Annotated in this window: 18 protein-coding genes and 1 riboswitch; of the genes, 3 read left to right on the top strand and 15 right to left on the bottom strand. The window is 40.0% G+C overall.

The annotated features are described in order from the left end of the window. Positions 1 to 7: 7 nt before the first annotated feature. The 4 genes from AC0VX1_RS01470 to acpS form a co-directional block, all read right to left on the bottom strand. Positions 8 to 289: a CopG family ribbon-helix-helix protein gene (locus AC0VX1_RS01470; RefSeq protein WP_034306380.1), complete on the bottom strand. Its 282-nt coding sequence runs from the start codon at positions 287 to 289 to the stop codon at positions 8 to 10. A gap of 160 nt (positions 290 to 449) precedes the next feature. Then, on the bottom strand, positions 450 to 1,637 hold the full coding sequence (gene alr, locus AC0VX1_RS01465) for an alanine racemase (protein ID WP_475469650.1): 1,188 nt from the start codon (positions 1,635 to 1,637) through the stop codon (positions 450 to 452). 218 nt (positions 1,638 to 1,855) lie between these two features. Continuing rightward, positions 1,856 to 2,860 (bottom strand): LolA family protein, encoded by a 1,005-nt coding sequence (locus AC0VX1_RS01460; RefSeq protein ID WP_053537120.1) that lies wholly within the window; start codon positions 2,858 to 2,860, stop codon positions 1,856 to 1,858. A gap of 242 nt (positions 2,861 to 3,102) precedes the next feature. Further along, the gene (acpS, locus tag AC0VX1_RS01455; RefSeq protein WP_053537119.1) at positions 3,103 to 3,453 is read right to left on the bottom strand and encodes a holo-ACP synthase; all 351 of its coding nucleotides are present in this window, start codon (positions 3,451 to 3,453) and stop codon (positions 3,103 to 3,105) included. Between the two features lie 107 nt (positions 3,454 to 3,560). Here acpS and AC0VX1_RS01450 point away from each other — a divergent pair, with 107 nt between their 5' ends. Further along, positions 3,561 to 4,151, top strand: a complete 591-nt coding sequence (locus AC0VX1_RS01450) for a rhomboid family intramembrane serine protease (RefSeq protein ID WP_475469649.1) — start codon at positions 3,561 to 3,563, stop codon at positions 4,149 to 4,151. Positions 4,152 to 4,177: 26 nt separating this feature from the next. Here the strand turns inward: AC0VX1_RS01450 and AC0VX1_RS01445 are convergent, their stop codons facing one another. The 3 genes from AC0VX1_RS01445 to cshA form a co-directional block, all read right to left on the bottom strand. Further along, on the bottom strand, positions 4,178 to 5,635 hold the full coding sequence (locus AC0VX1_RS01445; protein WP_475469648.1) for a PH domain-containing protein: 1,458 nt from the start codon (positions 5,633 to 5,635) through the stop codon (positions 4,178 to 4,180). After that, positions 5,628 to 6,101 (bottom strand): PH domain-containing protein, encoded by a 474-nt coding sequence (locus AC0VX1_RS01440; protein ID WP_475471677.1) that lies wholly within the window; start codon positions 6,099 to 6,101, stop codon positions 5,628 to 5,630. The genes AC0VX1_RS01445 and AC0VX1_RS01440 overlap by 8 nt, the downstream gene beginning before the upstream one ends. A gap of 212 nt (positions 6,102 to 6,313) precedes the next feature. After that, a complete protein-coding gene (gene cshA, locus AC0VX1_RS01435; protein ID WP_475469647.1) occupies positions 6,314 to 7,813 on the bottom strand; it encodes a degradosome RNA helicase CshA in 1,500 nt (499 codons plus the stop codon). A 1,209-nt stretch (positions 7,814 to 9,022) separates the two neighbouring features. Between cshA and AC0VX1_RS01430 the strand changes: the two genes are divergently transcribed. Further along, the gene (locus tag AC0VX1_RS01430; protein ID WP_475469646.1) at positions 9,023 to 10,174 is read left to right on the top strand and encodes a PP2C family protein-serine/threonine phosphatase; all 1,152 of its coding nucleotides are present in this window, start codon (positions 9,023 to 9,025) and stop codon (positions 10,172 to 10,174) included. 50 nt (positions 10,175 to 10,224) lie between these two features. On the opposite strand, the gene AC0VX1_RS01425 is transcribed toward AC0VX1_RS01430, so the two are convergent. From AC0VX1_RS01425 to AC0VX1_RS01390, 8 genes are all read right to left on the bottom strand, one after another. Then, positions 10,225 to 11,607, bottom strand: a complete 1,383-nt coding sequence (locus AC0VX1_RS01425; RefSeq protein WP_475469645.1) for a UDP-N-acetylmuramoyl-tripeptide--D-alanyl-D-alanine ligase — start codon at positions 11,605 to 11,607, stop codon at positions 10,225 to 10,227. A 151-nt stretch (positions 11,608 to 11,758) separates the two neighbouring features. Then, the gene (locus tag AC0VX1_RS01420) at positions 11,759 to 12,841 is read right to left on the bottom strand and encodes a D-alanine--D-alanine ligase (protein ID WP_063574489.1); all 1,083 of its coding nucleotides are present in this window, start codon (positions 12,839 to 12,841) and stop codon (positions 11,759 to 11,761) included. A 626-nt stretch (positions 12,842 to 13,467) separates the two neighbouring features. Then, positions 13,468 to 14,250, bottom strand: coding sequence for a hypothetical protein (locus AC0VX1_RS01415; RefSeq protein WP_413024244.1), 783 nt, complete (start codon positions 14,248 to 14,250; stop codon positions 13,468 to 13,470). Positions 14,251 to 14,764: 514 nt separating this feature from the next. After that, positions 14,765 to 16,024 (bottom strand): cation:dicarboxylate symporter family transporter, encoded by a 1,260-nt coding sequence (locus tag AC0VX1_RS01410; protein ID WP_057277202.1) that lies wholly within the window; start codon positions 16,022 to 16,024, stop codon positions 14,765 to 14,767. Between the two features lie 171 nt (positions 16,025 to 16,195). Then, positions 16,196 to 16,343, bottom strand: a riboswitch (cyclic di-AMP (ydaO/yuaA leader). A 199-nt stretch (positions 16,344 to 16,542) separates the two neighbouring features. Then, entirely contained in the window at positions 16,543 to 17,808 is a 1,266-nt protein-coding gene (locus tag AC0VX1_RS01405) for an efflux RND transporter periplasmic adaptor subunit (protein WP_475469644.1), read from the bottom strand. A gap of 14 nt (positions 17,809 to 17,822) precedes the next feature. Further along, a complete protein-coding gene (locus tag AC0VX1_RS01400; protein ID WP_475469643.1) occupies positions 17,823 to 18,485 on the bottom strand; it encodes a hypothetical protein in 663 nt (220 codons plus the stop codon). A gap of 128 nt (positions 18,486 to 18,613) precedes the next feature. Beyond that, a complete protein-coding gene (locus AC0VX1_RS01395; protein WP_475469642.1) occupies positions 18,614 to 19,507 on the bottom strand; it encodes a YegS/Rv2252/BmrU family lipid kinase in 894 nt (297 codons plus the stop codon). A 131-nt stretch (positions 19,508 to 19,638) separates the two neighbouring features. Beyond that, positions 19,639 to 20,517: a TetR/AcrR family transcriptional regulator gene (locus tag AC0VX1_RS01390; RefSeq protein WP_475469641.1), complete on the bottom strand. Its 879-nt coding sequence runs from the start codon at positions 20,515 to 20,517 to the stop codon at positions 19,639 to 19,641. A gap of 189 nt (positions 20,518 to 20,706) precedes the next feature. Between AC0VX1_RS01390 and AC0VX1_RS01385 the strand changes: the two genes are divergently transcribed. Then, complete coding sequence (locus AC0VX1_RS01385; protein ID WP_475469640.1) at positions 20,707 to 23,838, top strand: efflux RND transporter permease subunit; 3,132 nt, start codon at positions 20,707 to 20,709, stop codon at positions 23,836 to 23,838. Positions 23,839 to 23,841: the final 3 nt, after the last annotated feature.

Genomic DNA, 23,841 nt, shown 5'->3' with positions numbered 1-23,841 from the left:
CAATGGCTCAGCCTCCGCTAACTAATCGTTCAACGCAATGACCAGCCTCGAATTCAGCCTGGAAGGCTTCAGAAGCAATCGTTAAATTAATGGCCGCCATTTCAATATAACCGCGTTTCATCGATTCACGAAACTCTTTCTTTTTACGTTCGCGAAGATACATTTTTGTGGCACGATAAATAAATTCACTGCGATTCACATTTTCCTCACTCGCATACCCGTCTAACTCTGTTAAAAAATTTTGAGGTAATCGAATTAATATCTCTCTTGTTGCGCTGGATTCAGACACAAACATACACCTCCACCATCACTACACACCTTTATTATATATCCTTTTCAATATTACCATTAAAATGCCTATCTGCAAAGAGTATATTCTATTCTCAATCCTATTATCAGCATAATAAAGGAAATCTTATTCACAATCTTAGGATTTTTTTACAATCCGCTCATTCCAAAATGGAGTTGCGTACATGATTCACCTGATTGTCTTTCAAATATATGCGGGGCACTCTTGCTCCTATCATGCATGTCACCTCATAGTTGATCGTTTCCAGTTTTGCCGCTATCTCATCGACAGTAATCGATTCATCCCCATCATTCCCGATTAATGTGACCACAGTTCCTACAGGGGATGGTCCAGGCAGCTTGATCATGCATTGATCCATGCAAATCCTTCCGACTATGGGCACTCTTTTTCCATCCACAAGAACTTCCTGACCTTGCAGCTTACGGATCCAGCCGTCAGCATATCCGATTGGCAAAGTTCCAATCCATTCATCACCTTCAGCCGTATAAGTCGCTCCATAGCTAACGCTTTCACCCTTAGCAAGCTGTTTAACCGCGACCATCTCCGTTCTCAATGATATAGCCTGTTTTAATGGAAATGGCAATATCGGCTTCATCTCCATGGAAGGACTCAAACCATACATGGAAATCCCCATTCTTACTGCATTCCATTCTGAATCGGTGAACCTTAGAGAAGCTGCACTATTGGCTGCATGAACATATTCCGGCTTTCCCGTCAATTCGGAAAGCATCCCTTTAAAAAAGGCAAGCTGCTTTTCATATAAGTCCGTCTTCATTTCATCCGCAGTCGCGAAATGAGTGAATATCCCTTGGAAATTGAAACAAGTTTCCCTCTTAAGCAAACTTTCCACTTTCATGAGTTGACCTTTATCTCGAATGCCGATTCTCCCCATGCCGCTATCCACTTTTACATGGATTTGCAAAACTTGTCCCGGTTTCAACAAATCCTTCGCCTTCTCCAACCATGCTTCATCGAAAACCGTCACGGAAATACCATGCTCGGCAGCAAGCGCTGCACTTTCAGGCCTAGAAGCCCCAAGGACAAGAATCGGAGCCAATATACCTTTATTCCGTAAGGCAAGAGCTTCATCCAAAAAAGCTACACTTAAAAAATCCGCCCCCGCATCAAGCGCCGTTTTAGCCACTTCATAGTCCCCGTGGCCATAAGCATTGGCTTTGACGACAGCGAAAAGACTAACGCCCTTTTTCAGACTTTTTTTCATTGAAGAGATATTTTCAAAAATATTATCCAAATTTACTTCTGCCCACGTATCTCGATGAAATACTTTCGTTTCCAAGACCTTTTCCTTCTTTCCTATACTCACCATAAGATTCTTCCCAGTAGAGAAGTTTTCGTTTCATTATAGGACCATTCTATAACCAACCGCTAGAAAGATAAAGTGCTTTTTCACCTTGATCCTCATTTCCCGGCTGCCAGCCTAAATCGAATAATGGGTTAAAAAGGTCAACAAGCCGCTTTCCCGCCTATCCTTCCCAGAAGAAAACCTTCGTAAGGAGACGGGAAACATCAGCTTGTTATGTAATCCTATTTGACTGGATCTTCCCCAACCGAACGGGCGACTTCTATCATCTCTTCCTGTGACAAATCCTTTGATGCTAGCATGTAATCGACACCTTCAAAAGTCCATGCAATCGTATTTCCCGTCATTGCCCCGACAGTATAACCCAAATCAACAGGTTCTCCATTCACATTCGTCGAAACGGAAGTTTGGACTACCTCAGCTTTTTCCTGAACTAATGTAAAACTTTTTGTACCCTCATAGGTCAAAACGACACGTTCTCCCTTTTCCGTCGTAATTTCTTTTTCTTCCGTTAAATTCATATCGCCAATATTTTCAGGGTATTTCACTGCAAACCCCTCATTTTGGACTTCTGCCATAACGGGAGCTTCAAGTTGTGCACTTGTCATGTTTTTCTTCATGTCAAATGAATCTTTATCAAAACTCGTATCGAATTTTACTTTTGAGAATTCAACAAGAACCAAAGCGGTCCTATCAGGGTCCATGACTTTTACACTGACTGGGGATAAATCCTTTTTGTTTATAGTAATCTCTTGATATGGCAACATTTTATTGTTTTGGTAGCGCGTTTTCGTTTCAAAGACATAGTGTTTATCCGTTTCTTTATATGTTGCACTTTTATCTTCCGTAATGTCTTTCACCAACGACTCGAACAAATAGGCCTGACTGCTGTTCTCCGGCCACTCGCTTTGAAATTTAAAACTTTTATTCAAAGCAGGCGTCAAAACGTATACACCATCATCATTTTTCAAAATCATCTGGCTTTGATCTTTCTCTTCATTTTTCAGATTCACGCGGTAAAAAGAAGGGTCCTTATGCCAAATCTCCACATTATACACTTGAGGTTCCGTCCCCATCTTTAATGTCATCTTCGCGTTAGCTTTATATCCTTTCATTTCACCAAGCTTCTCATTCAATTCACTAACTACGTCACTCTGCGATTTTTGGCCGCAAGCAGAAAGAGCAAGCAAGAGCATGATCCCTGCAAAAAGCATTACCATCTTCTTCATCTTTTCAACCCCTTTTTGTCATTTGAACGTAAAAGGGAGAGGAAAAGGCAGGATCCGGACATTGGCTCGACTGATGTCTTAAATTCCTCAGTATTTTAGACAGGACCATTTCTCGATCCGGCTAAAAACTTTTCGAGAGCACCTACTCTGCCATGTACCTTTTACCGGGCCTTGTCTCCCTATAGCACTAAATGTATATGAGACAACCTTAAGGTTTATGACCCGATTGGACAAAACTCCACTCACCCTTCAATTACGACTTGAGCAACCGCATAATCCCTGCTATGGCTAATCGAAAGATGGACCCCTTCAGAAAACGGCTTTGAAATCACCGGCTTTCCTTTATCATCCGAGATGATTTCAATATCCAAAAAGGATAAGTGCTTACCGATCCCTGTACCGTTCGCTTTTGAAAATGCCTCCTTAGCTGCAAAACGGCCAGCAAAATACTCGACCTTTCTTCTTCCATTTAACTTTTCGAAAATCAAGATTTCACTTTCCGTCAATATACGCTCCTTTAAACGGGGTTGCCGATTAATCAATGTTTCCATTCTATCCAACTCAGTAATGTCCACGCCTATACCTTTAATCACTTTGACACCTCTTCTATTAATTTAATAAGTTGCATATCATTAGGAGGACTCTTTTACATGAAAATGATAATATTGTATCCAATTAAAAACGATATAAGGAGGAATTTATGTTTACAAGAACAGAAAGCTTCCGCGAATATGCAAATTCTTATCGAGCTGTAACTGTGCTCATACTCATTATGATGCTTGTATTCGTTATCGTCCTTTTCCCCGTACTTCCCGGCAATGTACTCTTTTATTATGGCACAGGTGTGAATTTATACATCGCTGATGGACAATGGTGGCGTTTGATCACCCCCATCTTTCTACATAGCACGTTTACACATTTACTGTTTAATGGATTCTCACTTGCCATCTTTGGTCCATTCCTGGAGAAGTTACTTGGAGCCTTCAAGTTTTCAATTTTCTTTTTATCGACAGGGATCCTTGCCAATATCGCAACCTTCCTGATTAACCCACTGACATATAACCACGTAGGTGCCAGCGGAGCAATTTTTGGTTTACTCGGATTCTTTCTATATCTTGTACTGTTCAATAAAACCAATTTTACGAACAACGAAAGAAATACAGTATATACATTGACCGGAATTGCCATTATCATGACTTTCATCCAACCGCATATCAACGTTGTCGGTCATTTGGCTGGAATGGCAAACGGCTTTTTAACAGCTCCATTATTCTTAAGAAAAAAATGGTAGGCCAAACAGCCGACTCTTCCCTTCAATCATTGGGAGTCGACTGCTTTTTTAGGTGAATACCATGATTTAATTATTAGGCAATCCTTTTCTTCCACATCAGCAACCATACCGACCCGGGAGGTAATTCCTGATTTAATCGATGCTGTAATGGTGGCTAATTCTTTTCGATTTTGAAACCAGCTTTTTTTATATGTGATTGATTGAATTCTGCTTCTCTGCATGATCAATGTTTGCTTCGAGAAAAAACGGCTGCTCAATAGCAATAAATTCCCTTCTATGCTCCAACCTGCATCTCTATATTGCATGTATGCCCAAAAAACCGCCAACGGTACAAGCATGATGGAAAGATAACCCCAAGGTCTGAAAAACCATACCAAGGCACCGATGATCGGGATAAGGTATAGAAACTTTCGAAACACATACCTGGAAAGTGCACGCTTGGGTATTGGTTTCATCTTCGTATCCGTTTCATAAACCGGTAAAATTTCCAGGATTTTTCCCTGTAAATGCTTCTTTCTGATTAAAGGGAACAGCATGATGGAAAGACTTTCTTTATCTTCCATGCTCCCTCCCGCATATTCAATATAAACCGTCGCCAATCCCAATGGCTTTCGAATTAAATTCTCCATGATCCGGATACCTTGAATTTTATGGATAGGGATTGTCAGCCGTCTTTTCTCGAGAAGCCCCCTGGAAATAACGATCTCCTCATCCGTTTTTATCACGGTAAAGGAAGCGTATTTAATTACCATACTTAATGTGGCCAGCACATAAACCGCCAATAAAGCCACAAGGGCAAACAAGGTCAGAATGAAGGTCCCCATTTCAATAAAATCTTCATAATCCTTAAATATTCTCTGAAAAGGTATCATTTCATCGAACTGTGAAATAAAAGCGACTGCCCCGGATAGGAAGACACCTACTGCTCCCGAAGTGGCAGCCATAGCGAATAACTGCGGCAGCGTCTGCTTAAAAACGGAAGATGATTTTGCAACAATTTCATTATCCGCGACTTCATCTTTATCAGATGGGTTATTCGCATTTTTTTCCTCACTTATATAAGCATTGAGTCGATCAGCATCACTTTTCCTTATGGCTGATAATATGGCATCCGCCTGAGACCCGCCTGCCGTTTCAATATTCAGCTTCACCAGGCTGAATACCCTCTGGATGATGCCCTCTGATATATCTATGCTATGAATCCGATCAAACTTTATATACCGTTTCTTCCTTACGAATACCCCGGACTCAATTCTGAATTCTCCCTCTTCTATCCGATATGTAAAGCGTAACCATTGAAGGAATGCATTCCCTATAATCAAAAGTATAATAATGGCAATGACTAGCGGTTGTATCCATCCAGGAATTCCTTCATTCTTCCCAGGAATGACGACAACTAATAAAAAAGGGATGACTAACTCCTTAATCGATTTAATGATGTTGAGCAATACAGCTATGGGGTGAAGCCTTTTAGGTTCAGACATCTTCTTCCTCCACACTTGCCATTCTCGAAATATAATGCCGCAATTCATCTGCCTCTGCAAGGTCCAATGCAGGGATAACATGAAGGGTCGCTGCAGTGGAAATTTCAACGGAGGCTAAATCGTATTTTCTTAATAATGGCCCTTGCTTCGTTTCAACATGCTGAACCCTTATCATGGGTATGAGTGTTCTTTTAATGATGAAAATACCACTTTGGATATCAATTTCAGTATTTCTTACTTCGTAACGCCACCTCTTCCATTTCACCGACGGAATCAGAAAGATGGCCAGATAGGATTGGATTATTGAAATTAGGAGCAACGCGCCAAACACCCAATATGTCCAATCAAAAATGATTGTAAGCACGAGTACGGCGATGCTTATAATCCAGGTTATTGAACAGCTTATAAGACCACTGATTTTCCATACGGTCAAGGCCTTATTCGATATGCGATTTTCAGGTTCCATGTGCTTCTCCTCTTCCGGACAGGTAATGCTAATTGAATCTTCATCATCCATCCTTGCTTTCATCCATTATACTATAATTAAATACTGGAAATTAACCCCTTTTCAAACAAAGGCTGTGGGCATTCCATCCAAAAACCGCGGATACCTTACATGAAGAAGTTGGAGATGCACATAAAAAAATGCCGCTCAAATGAGCGGCATTTCCAATTCAATTAAATCTTATTTGTTTTTTCTCTTTTTTGGCTCGTGCTGCGGTTTCCGTAACCATTCGATTTACGGTTCGTGCTTGGGCGTTTACTTGATCCGCTGCCGTAATCTTTTCTGCCTGAAGAACTGCGGCCATTGCGCTGTCTGTTGCCAGAAGAACTGCTGCCACCGCGATTGCGACGCATTGGAGATGGAGATTCTTCCGTTAACTTGATAGGCGTTTGATCCGGTTCTTTTGTCATTGATTTAAGCATGGCTGCAACTAAATCCGCTGCACTATGTTTTTGTAATAATTCTTCCGCTTGACCAAGGTATAATGTTAAATCCTCATTCTCGATTGTATTAAGAATTTTTTCCGTTACTGCTTTTTGTTGACCTTCCAACGCTTCAGTTAACGTAGGAGTCTTAAGTTTCTCCATACGTTTTTTCGTTGTATGTTCAACTGCATGCAGTTGGCCTCTTTCTCTTGGTGTTACAAACGTAATGGCTATACCATGTTTACCCGCACGTCCTGTACGTCCAATACGGTGAACGTAGCTTTCCGGATCTTGAGGGATATCAAAGTTGTATACGTGAGTAACGCCGGAAATATCAAGTCCACGTGCAGCAACGTCAGTAGCGACAAGTACGTCGATGTTTCCATCTTTGAATTTTTTCAAAACGGATAGACGTTTTGCCTGACTAAGGTCACCATGAATGCCTTCAGCCATATAGCCGCGGATATTCAATGCAGATGCCAATTCATCCACACGGCGTTTCGTACGTCCGAAGACGATGGCAAGATCCGGTGTTTGAATATCGAAAAGGCGTGCAAGTGTATCGAATTTTTCACTTTCTTTTAACTCCAAGTAATATTGTTCGATACGATCCACTGTCATTTCTTTTGCTTTTACACGTACAAGAACGGGTTCCTGCATGAATCTTTCAGCAATTTTACGGATCGGATCAGGCATTGTAGCTGAGAAAAGCAATGTTTGCCTTTCGTCAGGAACCGTTGAAAGGATCAATTCGATATCCTCAATGAATCCCATGTTAAGCATTTCATCCGCTTCATCTAGAACTACAGTGTGAACTCCGCCTAATTTAATATTTTTACGTTTGATATGGTCTAAAAAACGACCAGGCGTACCAACGATAATATGTGGTTTTTTCTTTAAAGCACGGATTTGACGGTCGATGTCTTGTCCACCATAAACTGCAAGTACACGAGCACGTTTTCCGTAACCAAGCTTGAAAAGTTCCTCTGAAACTTGAATCGCAAGCTCACGTGTAGGTGCGATGACGATCCCTTGTACGTTTTCGTTATTAATATCGATGTTTTCCATCAATGGAATACCGAATGCTGCTGTTTTACCTGTTCCTGTTTGCGCTTGACCGATTATATCTTTACCTTCAAGTGCTAGAGGTATCGTTTGGGCTTGAATCGGGCTCGCTTCCTCAAATCCCATTTTTTCAATTGATTTCATGGACGTTCTATCTAATCCTAATTCGCTAAACAATGTCAATGTTTTCGTACTCCTTTTATATCGTAAATTTACACGTGCATATCATGCACAGATGTTTTAGTTCAAATCCTCATCATCATGACGGATGTTCTTCTTTATCTCTTATAAAAAGTTTATCATTATCACCTAAAAGTATGTCTGCCTTTTAGTTCAAATGAACTCAATATGATTTTTTAAAAAGGAAATATACCAGTACGGACATTCACCGGCATTTTTAACTTCGCGCACGTGTAGACTTATCATTTACATACGCTCATCTTTTTAAAAGTACATGTAACCAAAATTAAATTCAATATGGAAAATTAAAAGTAGCATAAACGGGTGTTTCACCGTTTTATTCAGGTGAGGGCTGCTGCACCTATTATTCATCAGACTTAAAAAGGCTGTATGAACAAAACTTGACGAGAGCCAAGATTCTTATACAAAACAGGCCCGGTGCGTTGAGGATTTGCAGAAGTGGAAAAGCGCTTAAATGCGGCTTGATTCCCTAATAGCTACTAAAGCCGCCAAGAGATGCAGCTTTTATATATGACCAGACGCGCGGCCTATTTAATCTAAAATAATCTCAAGAATGAACTCATGAAACATGTAAGAACATACAATTTTGTTGCCTCAACCTGATTAATTTAAATAATCATCAATGATAAGACATTTAAACTCATACTCATATTACCATTTTCAAACTGTTAATGCAATAAAGGATATCGCCCCATTCAGAGTTACTAAAACTTTAGATCGTTTTAAAAACGGTTAAATTGGATATCTCCACCTGATAATTGTGCAGCTGATTTATTCAACAGAATTACCTCAGTTACTATAACCTATCATGCGTAAGTGGATTCAGACTGCAAACGACAGTTGGCTTAAGGAATCCAGTTGGAAGGATTTCAGTAACCTATTCCTGTTTTAAAATAACGATTCAGGATAGACCACTCCAAACCACTAACTATATTCATGTGAATTTTTCACAAAACGAACATCCCCATTTATATATGATATGAGTTTAAATCAAATAGTTTCAACAAACCTTTTTCAAGAAGGATTAAATCTAACGATTACCCCCGTTGGAGGAAAGGGCTTATCATGAATGAATTTCCAGGTATATGGGATCATTCATTTTTCGAAAATTTCATCTTTTTGTATAAAAATTATAGTAAATTAGTCTAAATGCAGTATGATTGACCTATCAACAAATCAACGGGGGGTTATATGAACATATTCACAATAGATGTTCCTTTATGTAAGGATTTTGGTCGAATCTTAAAGAAAATGAACAAGAAAGTCACTTTTTTGGAGGATCCACTCAATCAAAGTCATCTATTCGAAGATTCATCGGACTTAATGAAATCATTATTTATTTTGCCTTTGCACATATCAACAGATTCTTGGCAGCAAACTTCTTTATTTGCCTTAGCTGAATCTCACGAAATCCCTATCTTATTCATTTACAAACGCGCTTTAGGAATGGAGCCCCCTCAGGCCTTACCGGAAAAGACCTTTTATGAAACCATGGCAGTCCCTGCCGATTCAGTAGAAGTCCGGATTAAATTAAAGTCACTCAAAAACATCAGCATGCAATTGTTTTCGGCAAAAATGAAGGGGCAAGAGCTTGAAAAGATACACCAAAAATCAGCAAGGAGCCTGCGAATTGCAAAGGGGATTCAACTTTCAAGTTTACCTTTGTCGATCAATAATGAAGATATAGAGGTCAAAGGCCTTTTTCAGCCTTCGAGTGAGCTTTCTGGGGATTTATTTTACTGGGCCGAGGTCGGCGACAGGATATACGGCTTCATCATGATCGATGTATTTGGAAAAGGCATCCACACAGCACTTATAAACATGTCCATAAGGACTTTGATGCCCGACCTTATCAAACGGGTAAAAGACCCCATTTACATAACAGAGGAACTGGGCAAACATATTCAGGACCTATTTCAAGGAGTTAATCGGGAAAACAAAAAACATGCTCGTATTACAGCCTTCATCGCATACGTGAATACAAAGGATCGACTCATCGAATATGTGAACTACGGACTTCCTTCGGCCTTTTTGTATTCCCCATGCACCAATCAAATTCTCAACTTAAACGAAGGGGCCACCCCAAGCGGACTGATCCCCGAATTGCCCATAAAAAAAATAGTCTTTCATTATGAACCAGGAAGCCGTTTCATCATCTATACAGACGGACTGTCTAAAACGCCCACACCTTCCGCCATTGACCGAACTGACAATATCGAGAGGGAATTCATTGAAAATGTCCATCTCGATACAAATGACCTTCTTCAGGAGCTATTGGTCTCAAGGATGAGGCATTCAGTGATTAACGATGACATCTGCATTATAGCCGGGACACTGTTTTAAAGACAATAAAAAAGGCCGTTTCAAAAAAGAAACGGCCTTTTCTTTATTTTTTATTTTTGTAGAGCTTGAACGACTTCCTCCAGCTTCATGCCCCTGGAAGCTTTAACAAGTATGATGTCATTTTCCTGTGTGAACGACTTAAGTTCCTCTATAAGCTCCTGCTTATCTTGAAAAGGGCGAACCTGCTCCGATGAAAAGGACTTGCTCGCTCCCTTGGCAATAAACTCGGCTAAAGGACCATATGTGAAAATCTTATCAATCCGCTCATTGGAAATCAATTCACCAATTTTCGTATGAAAGTCTTTTTCCTGCGGCCCTAACTCCAACATATCTCCCAATACAAGGATCTTATTCTCGAATCCAGATAAGCCCTCAACCAACTCCACTGCCGCCTTGACTGAAGTTGGACTGGCATTATATGCATCATTGATGATTTTCTGCCCTTTTGCGCCTTCAACCAATTCCATCCTCATATTAGTCAACTGAATGGTCGATAGGCCTTTACGGATCGAAGAATCATCCACATTGAATTCTTTAGCAACCAAGATGGCCGCCAACGCATTAAGAACATTATGATGACCTAACACAGGTAGCTCATAACCGATCTCCTTATCACCGCTTGCGATTGTAAACGCGGTACTGTCCGCCCCTTGGCTAATGGCCTGTGGATATAAATCATTTTCTTCCGTACGTCCAAAAGATATTACGTTTAAATCAGGAAAATCCTTTTTGATCCGATTGCGAAGCAATGGTTCATCACCATGATATATCAGCGTTCCATCTTTCGCCAAACCTTCGACAATTTCCAACTTCGCATTCGCGATTTCCTCGCGTGATCCTAAATCCAATAAGTGTGATTCACCGATATTGGTAATGATCGCTACATCAGGCTTTGCCATTTTGGATAAGAACTCGATTTCACCGCGGCTGCTCATCCCCATTTCCAAAACAGCCGCTTCCGTATCCTGTGCCATAGAAAGTATCGTTAGCGGCAAACCTAAATGATTATTGAAGTTTCCATTGGTTTTATGAACCTTATAGGCAGTGGCCAGCAGCGCAGCGGTCATATCTTTCGTAGTGGTCTTACCATTGCTCCCTGTTATCCCAATGACTTTTATATTCAACTCCTGGCGGTAAGAACGCGCCAATTGCTGAAGTGCTTTCTCAGTGTTTTCGACAATGATTATCGGTAAATCATCAGGAGGATTCGGAACATCCCTTTGCCAAAAGGAAGCTGCAGCCCCTTGCGCTAAAGCCTGCTTGACATACTCATGGCCGTCAACCTTCTCTCCCTTAAGCGGAATGAACAAACATCCTTCCTTAACCGTTCTTGAATCGATGGTAACCCCATTAATTCCTTTGGACTGGAATGGACTGATATCATTCAATCCCTCTGCCATTTCATGTACTTGTTTTAACGTTCTCTTTATCATTTTGTTCCTCCTACATTCATCGAACCGTTAATCGCTCTCCGTTAACCAAACGAAGCAGAAACCAGTTTAAATCGCACCGGTTCCTGCTGATTGGAATCCATCAAATCAAGGCATGATGGATTGGGAGTTTACTGATACTTTACCTGCATGATCAAACTGTATATTTGATTTGTTGTTTTTCCTGATGACGTTCCAAGGCAAGTTTCACGAGTGTTTCAATTAACGCTGGATAGTCGACACCTGTGTGCTTCCACAATAACGGAAACATGCTGAAAGGAGTAAAGCCAGGCATTGTATTCACTTCATTAATATAGATTTGCCCCTCATGCGTCAAGAAGAAATCTGCGCGGACCAATCCAGAGCAATCCAATGACTTAAAGGCAGTAATGGCCATTTCGGATAAAGCTGCATACTCGCTTTCCGTTATCTCCGCCGGAATGACCATCGCTGAATTACCGTCTACATATTTTGCTGAATAATCATAGAAGGCAAAATCTTTCTTAGGGATGATCTCGCCTGCCACTGAACAAGACGGTTCATCATTACCAAGAATACCAAACTCGAGTTCACGAGCAATGACCCCTTCTTCAATGATGATCTTCCGATCGAATTGAAAAGCTTCCGCTACCGCTTTTTCCAGTTCATCAGCATCATTACATTTGCTGATACCGACACTTGAACCTAAATTGGCAGGTTTGACAAAACAAGGGTACCCCAATTCATCCGCTACCTTTTTGATGGCACTTTCAGTATTCTTCTCCCATTCGGAACGAATGAACCAAGTGTATTTCACTTGAGGTAGTCCTGCCTGGGCAAAAATGTTTTTCATGATGACCTTATCCATTCCTGCTGAAGAAGCTAAAACGCCATTCCCTACATAAGGAAGGTTCAACAGTTCCAGCATCCCTTGTACGGTTCCATCTTCTCCATTCGGTCCGTGAAGCAATGGGAAAATTACGTCATACCCTGTTGATTCACTATCTTCATCAGTTGAATGTGCTTGCAGGGCAAGAGGCGAGCTAGATTTTTCCGGTGAAAATGTCAAAGCCTCCACGTTCTCGGCAGGACCTGTTAACTTTGGTCCATTAATCCATGAACCATCTTTTGTTATGTAAATCGGATATATATCAAACTTTGCTAAATCGAGAGCTTTAATGACCGCTAAAGCCGTCTGCATAGAAACCTCATGCTCCGCAGATTTTCCACCATAAAGCAAACCAAGTTTAGTTTTCATGAGTTATTACCCTCCAATATTCTTTTAACCATGTTCATTGTATCACTTTACACTAAAACGGATAAAGCGAAACTTCCATCATTGAGGCTTTTCCAATGATTACTATTTTGCAGAACACAGAATAAAACCGCCACATCCTGTGGCAACTCCTGTGCTAGCACGTCCTGTGCGTCGCAATCGGGCATTTACAGGCTGTTGGCTCACCACATTTCTTTTTCATTACATTTATCATCAGGCCTCGCTTACAGCCTGTTAATGCGGGGTAAAGCGAAACTTCCATCATTGAGGCTTTTCCAATGATTACTATTTTGCAGAACACAGAATAAAACCGCCACATCCTGTGGCAACTCCTTTGCTAGCACATCCTGTGCGTCGCAATCGGGCATTTACAGGCTGTTGGCTCACCACATTTCTTTTTCATTACATTTATCATCAGGCTTCCTTACAGCCTGTTAATGCGGGATAAAGCGAAACTTCCATCATTGAGGCTTTTCCAATGATTACTATTTGCAGAACACAGAATAAAACCGCCACATCCTGTGAACACCTCTACGTTTCCCTCTCTTATCTTTTATGCATGAGACGGTAAGTCTTACACCTAAAAAGTTCAAAGACTTCAAATAAAATCAGGAGGATGGTGTATTTCTAATAACGCTTTCCCAAATCTTCTCTTTTCGATTGAAAATAATAAATGCATCGGGCTCCTTACTATCTCTATCCAAAAAGGAATCATGCATTTCATCCATGTTTAAATAATCCCCTACGACCCATGCCGGTATCTCAATTTTCGTTCTAGTATACTTAACATCCCGAAAGGAAAAAACGAGCCCCTCTGCCAGAATATGAGCCAAGGAAACGATGATTTCTGCAGGAATCGCCGTCAGCTCTTTTTTCTTTCTGATTCCAAGCCACGTCCTCTCTACTTTTAACGGCTCCAGCTTTAGCGGAATCAGCCTTCCTAACATCATATAATATGTCGAAAGAGAACGAAAATAAATTTTATTGAACCAGCCATCATCCTGGGCAAGGTACACATATTGGTTATTCAATTTACGGAAAAACGGGGGATCCAGATGGGTTTTAGCGTGTCCTAAATATAAAAGTTCCGCTATTTCCCTTCCATCCAATTCATCCAGCCCTTCCGCTTCTTCAAAATCGATCCAACAGAAATCTCCATATGTCCGGACATTTTCTTTAACGAGCTTCGCAATAGCTTCAGATGAAGCGCTCTCAAGCAGGACATTCAAATTGTATTCCCCACCATCGAATTGATGTTTCAATAATAAGATCGAATCCAAGGTATACGGAAGCGAATTGACGAATTCACGAAAATTGAGTCCATTAAAAAGGACAAACCGTTCGGAAGCCTGCATATACATGTATAAGATATCATTACTTTCATTCTTCATAACCTGACCCCCTCCGAGCTCTCAATCAATAATGTTATTTTATCAAACTTTTGGAGTTTCACGTAAGTTATATAACCCCAATATTAATCATCATCATCTGCATCAGGTAAATAACATGAATCAAAATCCATATTAACCAATAGGAAAAAATATAGGGCCACTTCCCTTTTTGCTGATGCTTCCCCAACTCAAAATGACCGACATTAGCTTTTGAAAACAAATCAACCGTATTTTAAAGCCGGAAGGTAGTTTCATTTCACAACACATGACCTTCTGGGCCGAGAGGAAATGATTTGGTTTTGGGGTAAACAAGATGAAAGGCTTTATGAATTTGGGGGTATTTTGACATCCGGGAAGACGCGTCAAGAAGGTAGTTTCCTCCATAAAACAATTCAACTTGAAGTGCTTGAGTATCTGAAGGAAGCAGAGTTTACAGTCAACTAGAAAAATTAAGGAAGCGCTTTTTCATTCAATAAAAAAATCCAGAGTGACATTTCACTCTGGATTTTTTATATTAAGAAACTTGCTCTAACTCTTTTTTGGAAGGAGGGTTGAATTGACCTTCCCATTTAGAGATGACGATTGCCGCAAGTGAATTACCGATAACGTTTACCACTGTACGTCCCATATCAAGAATACGGTCGATACCGGCAATAAATGCTAGACCTTCAATAGGAATACCGACAGTTCCCAATGTCGCTAAAAGAACTACGAAAGATACACCCGGTACACCCGCAATTCCCTTGGACGTGATCATTAACACTAGCATCAGCGTAATTTGCTCATACGCGCTTAAATCGATTCCGTACATTTGAGCGATGAAGATAGCTGCTAACGCTTGGTATAATGTAGAACCATCAAGGTTAAAGGAGTATCCAGTCGGAATAACAAATGTAGCAATATGTTTTGGACATCCCGCTTTCTCCATTTTTTCCATGAGTTTCGGAAGAACCGCTTCTGAACTTGCAGTAGAGAAAGCAAGAATCAATTCTTCTTTTAGAAGTTTAATCAGCGTAAAGATATTGAATCCGACAAATTTCGCAATAAGACCAAGAATGACTATTACAAAGAAAATCATTGTTCCGTATACAGAAAGCGCTAACTTCCCTAGCGGAATTAAAGATTCCAAACCGAACTTGGAGATCGTCACACCGATTAGTGCAAATACACCGATAGGAGCGAATTTCATGACCATGTTTGTTAGGTAGAACATTCCTTCAGCTGTACCTTGGAAGAAGCGGAATACTGGTTTACCCTTTTCACCGATGGCTGCAATACTAAGCCCAAACAACACGGAGAAGAAAATGATCGCTAGCATATCGCCTTGTACCATAGCTTGAACTGGATTGGATGGTACAATGTGAACGAGTGTATCTACAAACGATTCATGCTGCTTAGTTTCTGCTGTATCCACATATGTGGAAATATCAGTTTGTTCCAGCTTATCCATATTCACACCAGCACCAGGCTGGATGATATTCGCTGAAATTAAACCAACAGCAATCGCTATCATAGTTACCACTACAAAGTATGATAATGATTTAGCACCTAGCTTACCTACCGCTTTCAAATCGCCTACACCAGCAACTGCAACGATAAGGCTTGAAACGATGATCGGCACTACAATCATTTTAATCATTCGTAGGAAAATGTCTCCGAATGGCTGTAAAAAGTTTTGGGCCGTCTCATTACCATAAAAAATGGCACCAACGATAATCCCTAAAATTAAACCAATGAAAATTTGGCTAGCTAAACTTAATTTGAATTTCTTCATTTACTTTCCTCACCTTCCATAAAGTCTTTGATGCAAAAACATTTTTGTCTCGGTAAGGGAAACAAGATACTAATAAAAGAAAGTAATTTTTCTTTTTTGAAAAACTCTGTCTTTACGCCGAAAAAAAAGACACTTCATGTGTCGATTTCTTATAGGCGTGAATATTCACACATGTTCCCTTGAAGACGCTGACGAGGTTAGCTGTCGGGTTAGGATTGGAAACACAAAAAGCCCTTTCATTTCTGAATTCACCCCTAGCGGATAAAATCCACAAAAATGGGTCCCCCGTTCTTGGAATAAGATTAAGCGAGTTAACTTATAATAAAATATTATACTAAAAATGATAATCTGTAAATATTTATTCGCATCCGTTCTAGAAAAAGGTCTTTAAATATGTCTGAATATTCTGTATTATTAGCTATTCTATCTATAATTACTCTTCCTGATTTTTAATCAAATAAGTTATATTGATATAATTAATAAATAATTTGACATCACCTCTCTTGTTGAAGGAATGGTTATTTTTCCAAAATGCCAAGTAACAGGTATCTTACTTTTTCCCTAGAGGTGAATTTTTTATAAGTTGCAACTTTCACTTTTTCAAATTGAATCGGAGTAATAAAATCAGAATGGTTCTTCACGGCCACATTCGGCTTCAGCAGGATGACGTCACCTACCGACGGTCCCTTTATGATTTCCTGCTTTCCTTCAGCCTTAAGACCTTTTGTAATGTAATGTTTATCCACATGGCCTTTATTCGTCAACTTGTAAATATAAGGATGCTTTTGGTATTGTACCGCCTCTATCGGTATGGAGGGTACACCGGCTTTCTCATTGGTTATTACAGTAAGATTCACTTTCGATCCCACCAACAGAGGTTCCGTTTCCGTTTCTTCGCCTTCCGGTTCGATTAAAGCCTGAAATGGAAATCTGTTATCTTTTTTTAATGATGGCTCTTCAGCGGGATAGGAATGGATACGGCCTATCGTCCCTTTCAATGCCTTTTTTGAATCAGAGGAACTTGCTTTTATAGTCATGCCCACTTCAGCCTTTTTCATTTCCTCCCCGGAGAAATACCCTTCAATTGCCATATTTGTCGAAACGATGGATATAATGGGATTATCAAGGTTTTTATTGATTTTTTTAACGACACCATCAGCCTCGCTCGTCGTCACAATTGCACTGGACTGCTCCTCAATCGAACTTAATTGAACGTCAAGCATTTTCACTTTTTCATCCAACCTGTTTTTTTCTAGTTCCTGCTTGTACATTTCTTGCTCAATGTTACTTTTAATAAGGTCTGAAGTGCTTGTCGTTATATCAATATTCAAGTTTTTTTCCACCGATTCATCAATTGCCGCTTCAGGTTCACTGTTCACGGTCCCCTGATAAGACCTCAATTCCCCTATGTATTCCTCAATCCCTGCCCTTTCCCCCTCAGCTGCCGTTTTCTCCGCTTCCAAACTCACTTTAAGCGCATCAAGTTCGGTCGCCTTATACTCAAACAACGAGGAGCCAGCCGTAATCGAATCGCCTTCTTTTACAAGGAATTTCTTAAAATCATTTTTCTTGGCATCAAAATAGATATCATACTCTTCTACTGGTTTAATTACCCCATTTGTTTGAATAGTATCCGTAATTGTATCTTTTTTTACCTTAGTCCAGTTTTCAACGAAAACCGTCCGTTCCACTTTGCTTTCCTTTTTTTCAATAAGGTATAAGTTAACGGTTATTAACACTATCGACGCAACGGAGACCGCCGCTATTTTCCAGTTACCGCTCATTCATTTCACCCGCTTTATACAAATACGCCTACTTGGATGTATCCTAAAAAGGCTTTAACAAACCATGTGGCCAAATAGAATAGAACAATCATTAAAAGGACCAAATAATTATTACGTTCTGTAAATTCCTTTAAATAAAAATATTGCAGAGCAATAATGAGAAATTGAAAAATGGTAATTTCACTGAAAAAGTGAATGAAATAATCGCTTCTGAGAAAATACTGACTGATGATCCCCAAAGAAAAAGGATTGGCATCGCTGCCTATATCCATTAAAACGAATAAGGGAATCAATAATATTTTTTCCACTAATTGCAGGCCAAAAAGAATCATTTGAACGATAACTAATTTTATATAGGGGATATCAGTAACGATCCAAAAGAATAGAGCTGCTAAAAATATGTATATGGAAGGGTGGATTATTCCTGTTATTATATTGCCGCTCAAAATCAGCAACTTTGCTGCTTCAAATTCATTGGCGCTCATCTTCGTGATTTCTTTGGAAAATGATTCTGAACCAATCCCAAAATATCCCCCAACGGCGAATACTATAAGACTAAGAAAATATATAAATATTAATTTCAATCCAAACTTTGTGACTGCCTCTGCACTTTGCAGCTGATAACGACTCCGATAAGGCTGTAAAATGCCCTTTAACAATCCGACCTGGTACACCATAATTGGTCCTCCTGCAAAAAATGATATATCATCATACATTTTATCCTATTTTGGAAACAATTGCAGAAATAAGGAATGAATATACAAAAAAAACACATAAGCCTTTCCTTTTAAATAGAATCCCCATACTAATTTGGTTTTAATACCGACAAATGGTGGGCAAGGACTTTAATGCGTGAAGGAGTTTGCCTATAGTTCTCTCCATCCATATCCACATCAAGCGGCCTCTTGGATTCAATAGTCAAGGTACCAGCTTGTAAATAAGTCACCCCAGAGTCAGAACTCATATTTTGAGTCCATGAACGTTTCATCGCTATTATTTCTAAAAATGCACCAAGGTTTGCATTTTCCAAGATGGCAACGCCAAAGAGCCCATCGTCTGGTCTAATCATGGGAAAGGGCAATAAATTAGTGCCGATAAAACAACCATTCAAGACCAAAATCATAACTGCTTCCCCTTCAATGAAATTCCCATCATATTCCACTTTATAGGGAAAGGGAGCATTCTCACCAATCGTCCTTACAGCGCTTAATAAATATCCTATCTTTCCGAACCTGCTTTTTTCCTGCTCATCAATATTATTTGAAGCATCTGAAATAAGCCCAACTCCCCAGAAATTGGAAAAATAATCGTTATTGGACTTACCAATATCAATTGGACGAACCTTGCCGTTTACTAATGCTTCCGCAGCTTGACGAACATTTTGAGGAATCTTTAATGTCCTGGAGAAGTCATTGCAAGTCCCTCCAGGTAAAATCCCAAACAACGGCCGCCTCTGAAGGGGTGAAAGGCCATTTACACACTCATGTACCGTTCCATCTCCTCCCAATACGAAAACTACATCCATTTCTTCACCATATTCCAAACAATAACGGCATGCATCGCCTTTTTGCTTTGTTTGTAGAATGAGAAACTCATCAATATGTGGAGCTAATACCGGAAGACACCCTCCTAGATTCCTTTCGAGTTTATCATTCCCTGCATTTTTATTATAAATCAGCATTCCCTTTTTCCATCGCATGATTCTAGCCCCCATATTATTGAAAGAATTGTCTTCTTCCCATCACTTTTTACTTTTCCCTAAATCTCCGTTTTTAAATCTCATTAAAAATTTAAATGAAAAAGAGGCTTTCGCCCCTTTCAGTAAAGCCTTCATATATTCAGCAAATAATCCTTCATCAATAAGATAAGCTTTGAACACAAGGGGCTCCTTTTTTCATTTTTTTCCAAAAATAACAAAAGGCTTTCCAAGATGATTGAGCTTGGCCTAACTTTTGAAAATTCTTCCTGGAGTGCCTTTAAGGCTTCCGTAATTTTACGTGTCTCCATTCCCTCTTCTTTACGTGTTTCCACTTCCAGCATCCTGGCGATAATCGAATGGATTTCTTCTTTTGGGCTCATATCCCGCATCGAGCAACCTGGTAGGGGAAATTGTTTCAATAATGGATCTTCCATGTTCTCCAGACTTGCGACAATGGAATCCATAAGGTTCAATATGAAGCTAGGTAACAATTCTACATCGAAAGCATTTTGTTTCCTGATCAATATTCCGATATAGCCTTTGAAAAGCGAATCTAAAATAATGGTGCAATCGGGCAGAAGATCAGATGAAAGTCCCGGGTATAACTCAATGATTTTACGCTTGAACCAAATCAAGCCCTCTTCATGGATATAATGTAAAAATCCATCTAGTTCCTTGCTGATATGAACCATTTGTTCCTGCATCATCATTTGAATCAAGTTGGTATTTCCCGTCATATGCTCAATGTGAACAGTGATCTGCCTCATGAATTTGTCTTTACTGGACAATGAAGCATCCAGTTCAAGATCAAGTAATGAGTCTGTCAACGCTTCATAATAAAATTTAAAAATGGAGACTAGTAATTCCTCCTTCGATTTAAAATAATTATAAAAGGACCCTTTTGCTATCCCGCATTTTTCAACAATTTCCTGAACCGAAGTTGCATGATAGCCTTTCTCCGCGAAAAGCTCCACAGACTTATCTATGATCATCTTATTTTTTTCTTTCATCAAATTCATCCTATCTCTTAAAATTGTCCACCGGTGACCAATGGGTCATATCTTCCAAATTGTATCCCAAAACCCTTGAAATCACAACGTTAGCACTAACGGATATTATCTATTGCAATCATAATCCATATACTATATATTTGAGTTTGTGACCGGCTGGTCACAATTTTATGTATGGAGGGTACAAGCTTGAATTCAATAATTAAATTTTCATTAAAGAATAAATTGGCAATCTGGTTGCTTACCATCATCATCGTTGCAGCTGGTTTATACTCCGGTTTAAACATGAAACAAGAAACCATACCAAGCATCTCCACTCCTTTAATAAGCATCTCCACTGTTTATCCTGGAGCTGCACCTGAAGAAGTAGCAGATAAGCTCACAGACCAGATTGAGCTAAAAGTAACAAATTTGCCAGGAGTCGAATTAGTCAGTTCTTCGTCCATGGCCAATGCCTCTTCCATCCAATTACAATATGATTATGATACGGATATGGATGATGCAGTAAAAGAAGTGAAAGAAGCTTTAGAGAAATTGGAACTGCCAGAGGGAGTAGATGACCCGAGCGTATCTAAATTAGAATTAAACGCTTTTCCTGTCGTCGCACTCAGTGTAACAGATAAGGCTTCTGATTTACCAGCCCTTACAAAAAATGTCGAAGAGGTGTTAGTACCTAAACTTGAAGGAATTGACGGCGTGACATCCGTATCCATTTCCGGACAGCAAGTAAATGAAGGAAGCCTTGTATTCGACCAGGACAAGATGGCTCAATACGGGCTCGATGAAGAAACCGTAAAGAAGGTTATCCAGGCTGCAAACGTCAGTATGCCGCTTGGCATATATAACTTTGATGATAAAGAGAAAACGATCGTTGTGGATGGAAACATTTCCACATTAAAGGACCTGAAAAATATAAAGATACCTTTAACCGGCAGCCCGAAAACAGAAGCGCCAGCACAAACTGGACAGGAAACCAATCAATTATCTCCTGAAATGGAAACAGGTCCTGCCCAACTGCAAAATGTGAAATTATCAGATATTGCCGATGTTAAAATTACCGGTAAGGCTGAATCGATTTCAAGAACAAACGGTAGCGAATCGATTGGAATCCAGGTTACAAGATCACCTGATGCCGATACAGTTGCAATCGTCGACGAAGTAAATGAAGAAGCATCGAATTTCAAAGAAGAGTTTAATGGGGTAAGTGTACACACTACTCTCGATCAAGCTAAACCGATTAAAGATTCCGTTGAAACCATGATCAGCAAGGCACTCTTCGGCTGTCTGTTTGCCGTTATTGTTATCATGCTGTTCCTTAGGAACTTTAAAACGACTCTCATTTCCGTCATTTCGATTCCATTATCCCTGTTAGCAGCCCTTTTGGTGCTCAAACAAATGGATATTTCATTGAATGTCATGACACTTGGTGCCATGACCGTTGCGATTGGCCGAGTCGTCGATGACTCCATTGTCGTCATAGAAAATATTTATAGAAGAATGGCTTTAAAAGGCGAACAATTAAAAGGCCGCGAATTAATACGATCTGCCACTAAGGAAATGTTCATCCCCATCCTTTCATCGACAATCGTTACTGTAGCCGTATACTTGCCTTTAGCAAGCGTTACAGGACCTGTCGGGGAACTATTCACGCCATTCGCCTTAACAATGGTGTTTGCATTAGTCGCTTCATTAATAATCGCCATCACACTTGTTCCGGCAATGGCAGACTCTTTATTTAAAAAGGGACTATCTAAAAAAGAATTAAAATCACATGAAGAAAAACCAAGCAAACTATCAGCATTCTATCGAAAATCACTGGATTGGTCATTAAACCATAAACTAATCACTTTTGGCACAGCCATTGTATTATTAGTTGGCAGTTTATTCCTAATCCCAAGCATCGGTGTAAGCTTCATGCCTGCAGATGAAGAAAAAACGATCATCGTCACTTACACTCCCGCACCTGGAGAGTTAAAAGCGGATATTGAAAAGCAAACGGAAAAAGTGGAAAAATACTTCATGGATAAAGACGATGTGAAGACCGTTCAATACACACTTGGTGAAAGCATGATGGGCGGAGGCATGATGGGCGGCTCGAGTAACTCGGCTCTCTTCTATGTACTCTATGACGAAGACACCGAAAATTTCGGGGACAAAAAAGAAACTGTCATAAAAGAATTAACTGAACTTGATTCACCTGGAACATGGAAACAACAAGATTTCACATCAACATCAAGCAACGAGACCACTCTGTTTGTTTACGGAAATACACAAAAAGATATTGAACCGGTAATTGATGATATTCAAAATATCATGAAGAAAAATAAAGATTTAAAAGATGTTGATACAAGTCTTTTAGATGCTTATGAGCAATACACTTTAGTTGCAGACCAAGAAAAGCTAAGCGACCTTGGACTGACAGCTGCACAAATTGGAATGTCCATCGCCAATACGAATAAGGATGATGCTTTAACTACCATTAAGAAAGATGGAGAAGAAGTCAAAGTATATGTCGAGACAAAAGAAACGACATTCGAAGACAAAAAAGATCTAGAGAATACGAAAATTTCTTCTCCAATGGGAATGGAAATCCCATTGAAAGAGCTTGTAAAAATCGAAGAAGGCAAAGCTTCCGATACAATCAGCCGCCGCGATGGAAAAATTTATGCCGACGTGTCTGCAACAATCAAATCGGATGATGTGGCCGCAGTGACAGCTGATGTACAGAAAGAAGTTGATAAATTAGACCTTCCTGCAAGCGTCTCTATAGACTACGGCGGAGTGACGGAAGATATCCAAGAATCATTCACTCAACTTGGTATCGCTATGTTAGCGGCAGTTGCTATCGTATACTTTGTCCTAGTGGTTACTTTCCATGGTGGTTTAGCACCAATAGCCATTCTCTTCTCCTTACCATTTACGGTAATCGGGGCATTGGCAGGGCTATTCATTGCAGGTGAGACCATCAGCGTTTCGGCAATGATGGGTGTCCTGATGCTTATAGGTATCGTCGTGACCAATGCCATCGTATTAGTCGACCGTGTTATCAAGAATGAAGAATCCGGGCTATCTACCAGGGAATCTTTACTCGAGGCAGGATCCACCCGTCTACGCCCTATCCTGATGACTGCCCTTGCCACAATCGGCGCTTTAATACCTCTGGCAATCGGTGCGGAAGGCAGTGGATTAATATCACAAGGTTTGGGCATTACCGTTATCGGCGGACTGGTGAGTTCTACATTGCTAACACTTGTAATAGTGCCGGTAGTATATGAATTTATAATGAAAATAGGTAAAAAGAAGAAAAAAACAGTTAAGTAACGA

This window comes from Peribacillus sp. QJM3NY_7, assembly GCF_056173225.1.
The sequence above is the reverse complement of the archived record's forward strand: the minus strand, read 5'-3'. Positions and strand labels throughout refer to the sequence as shown.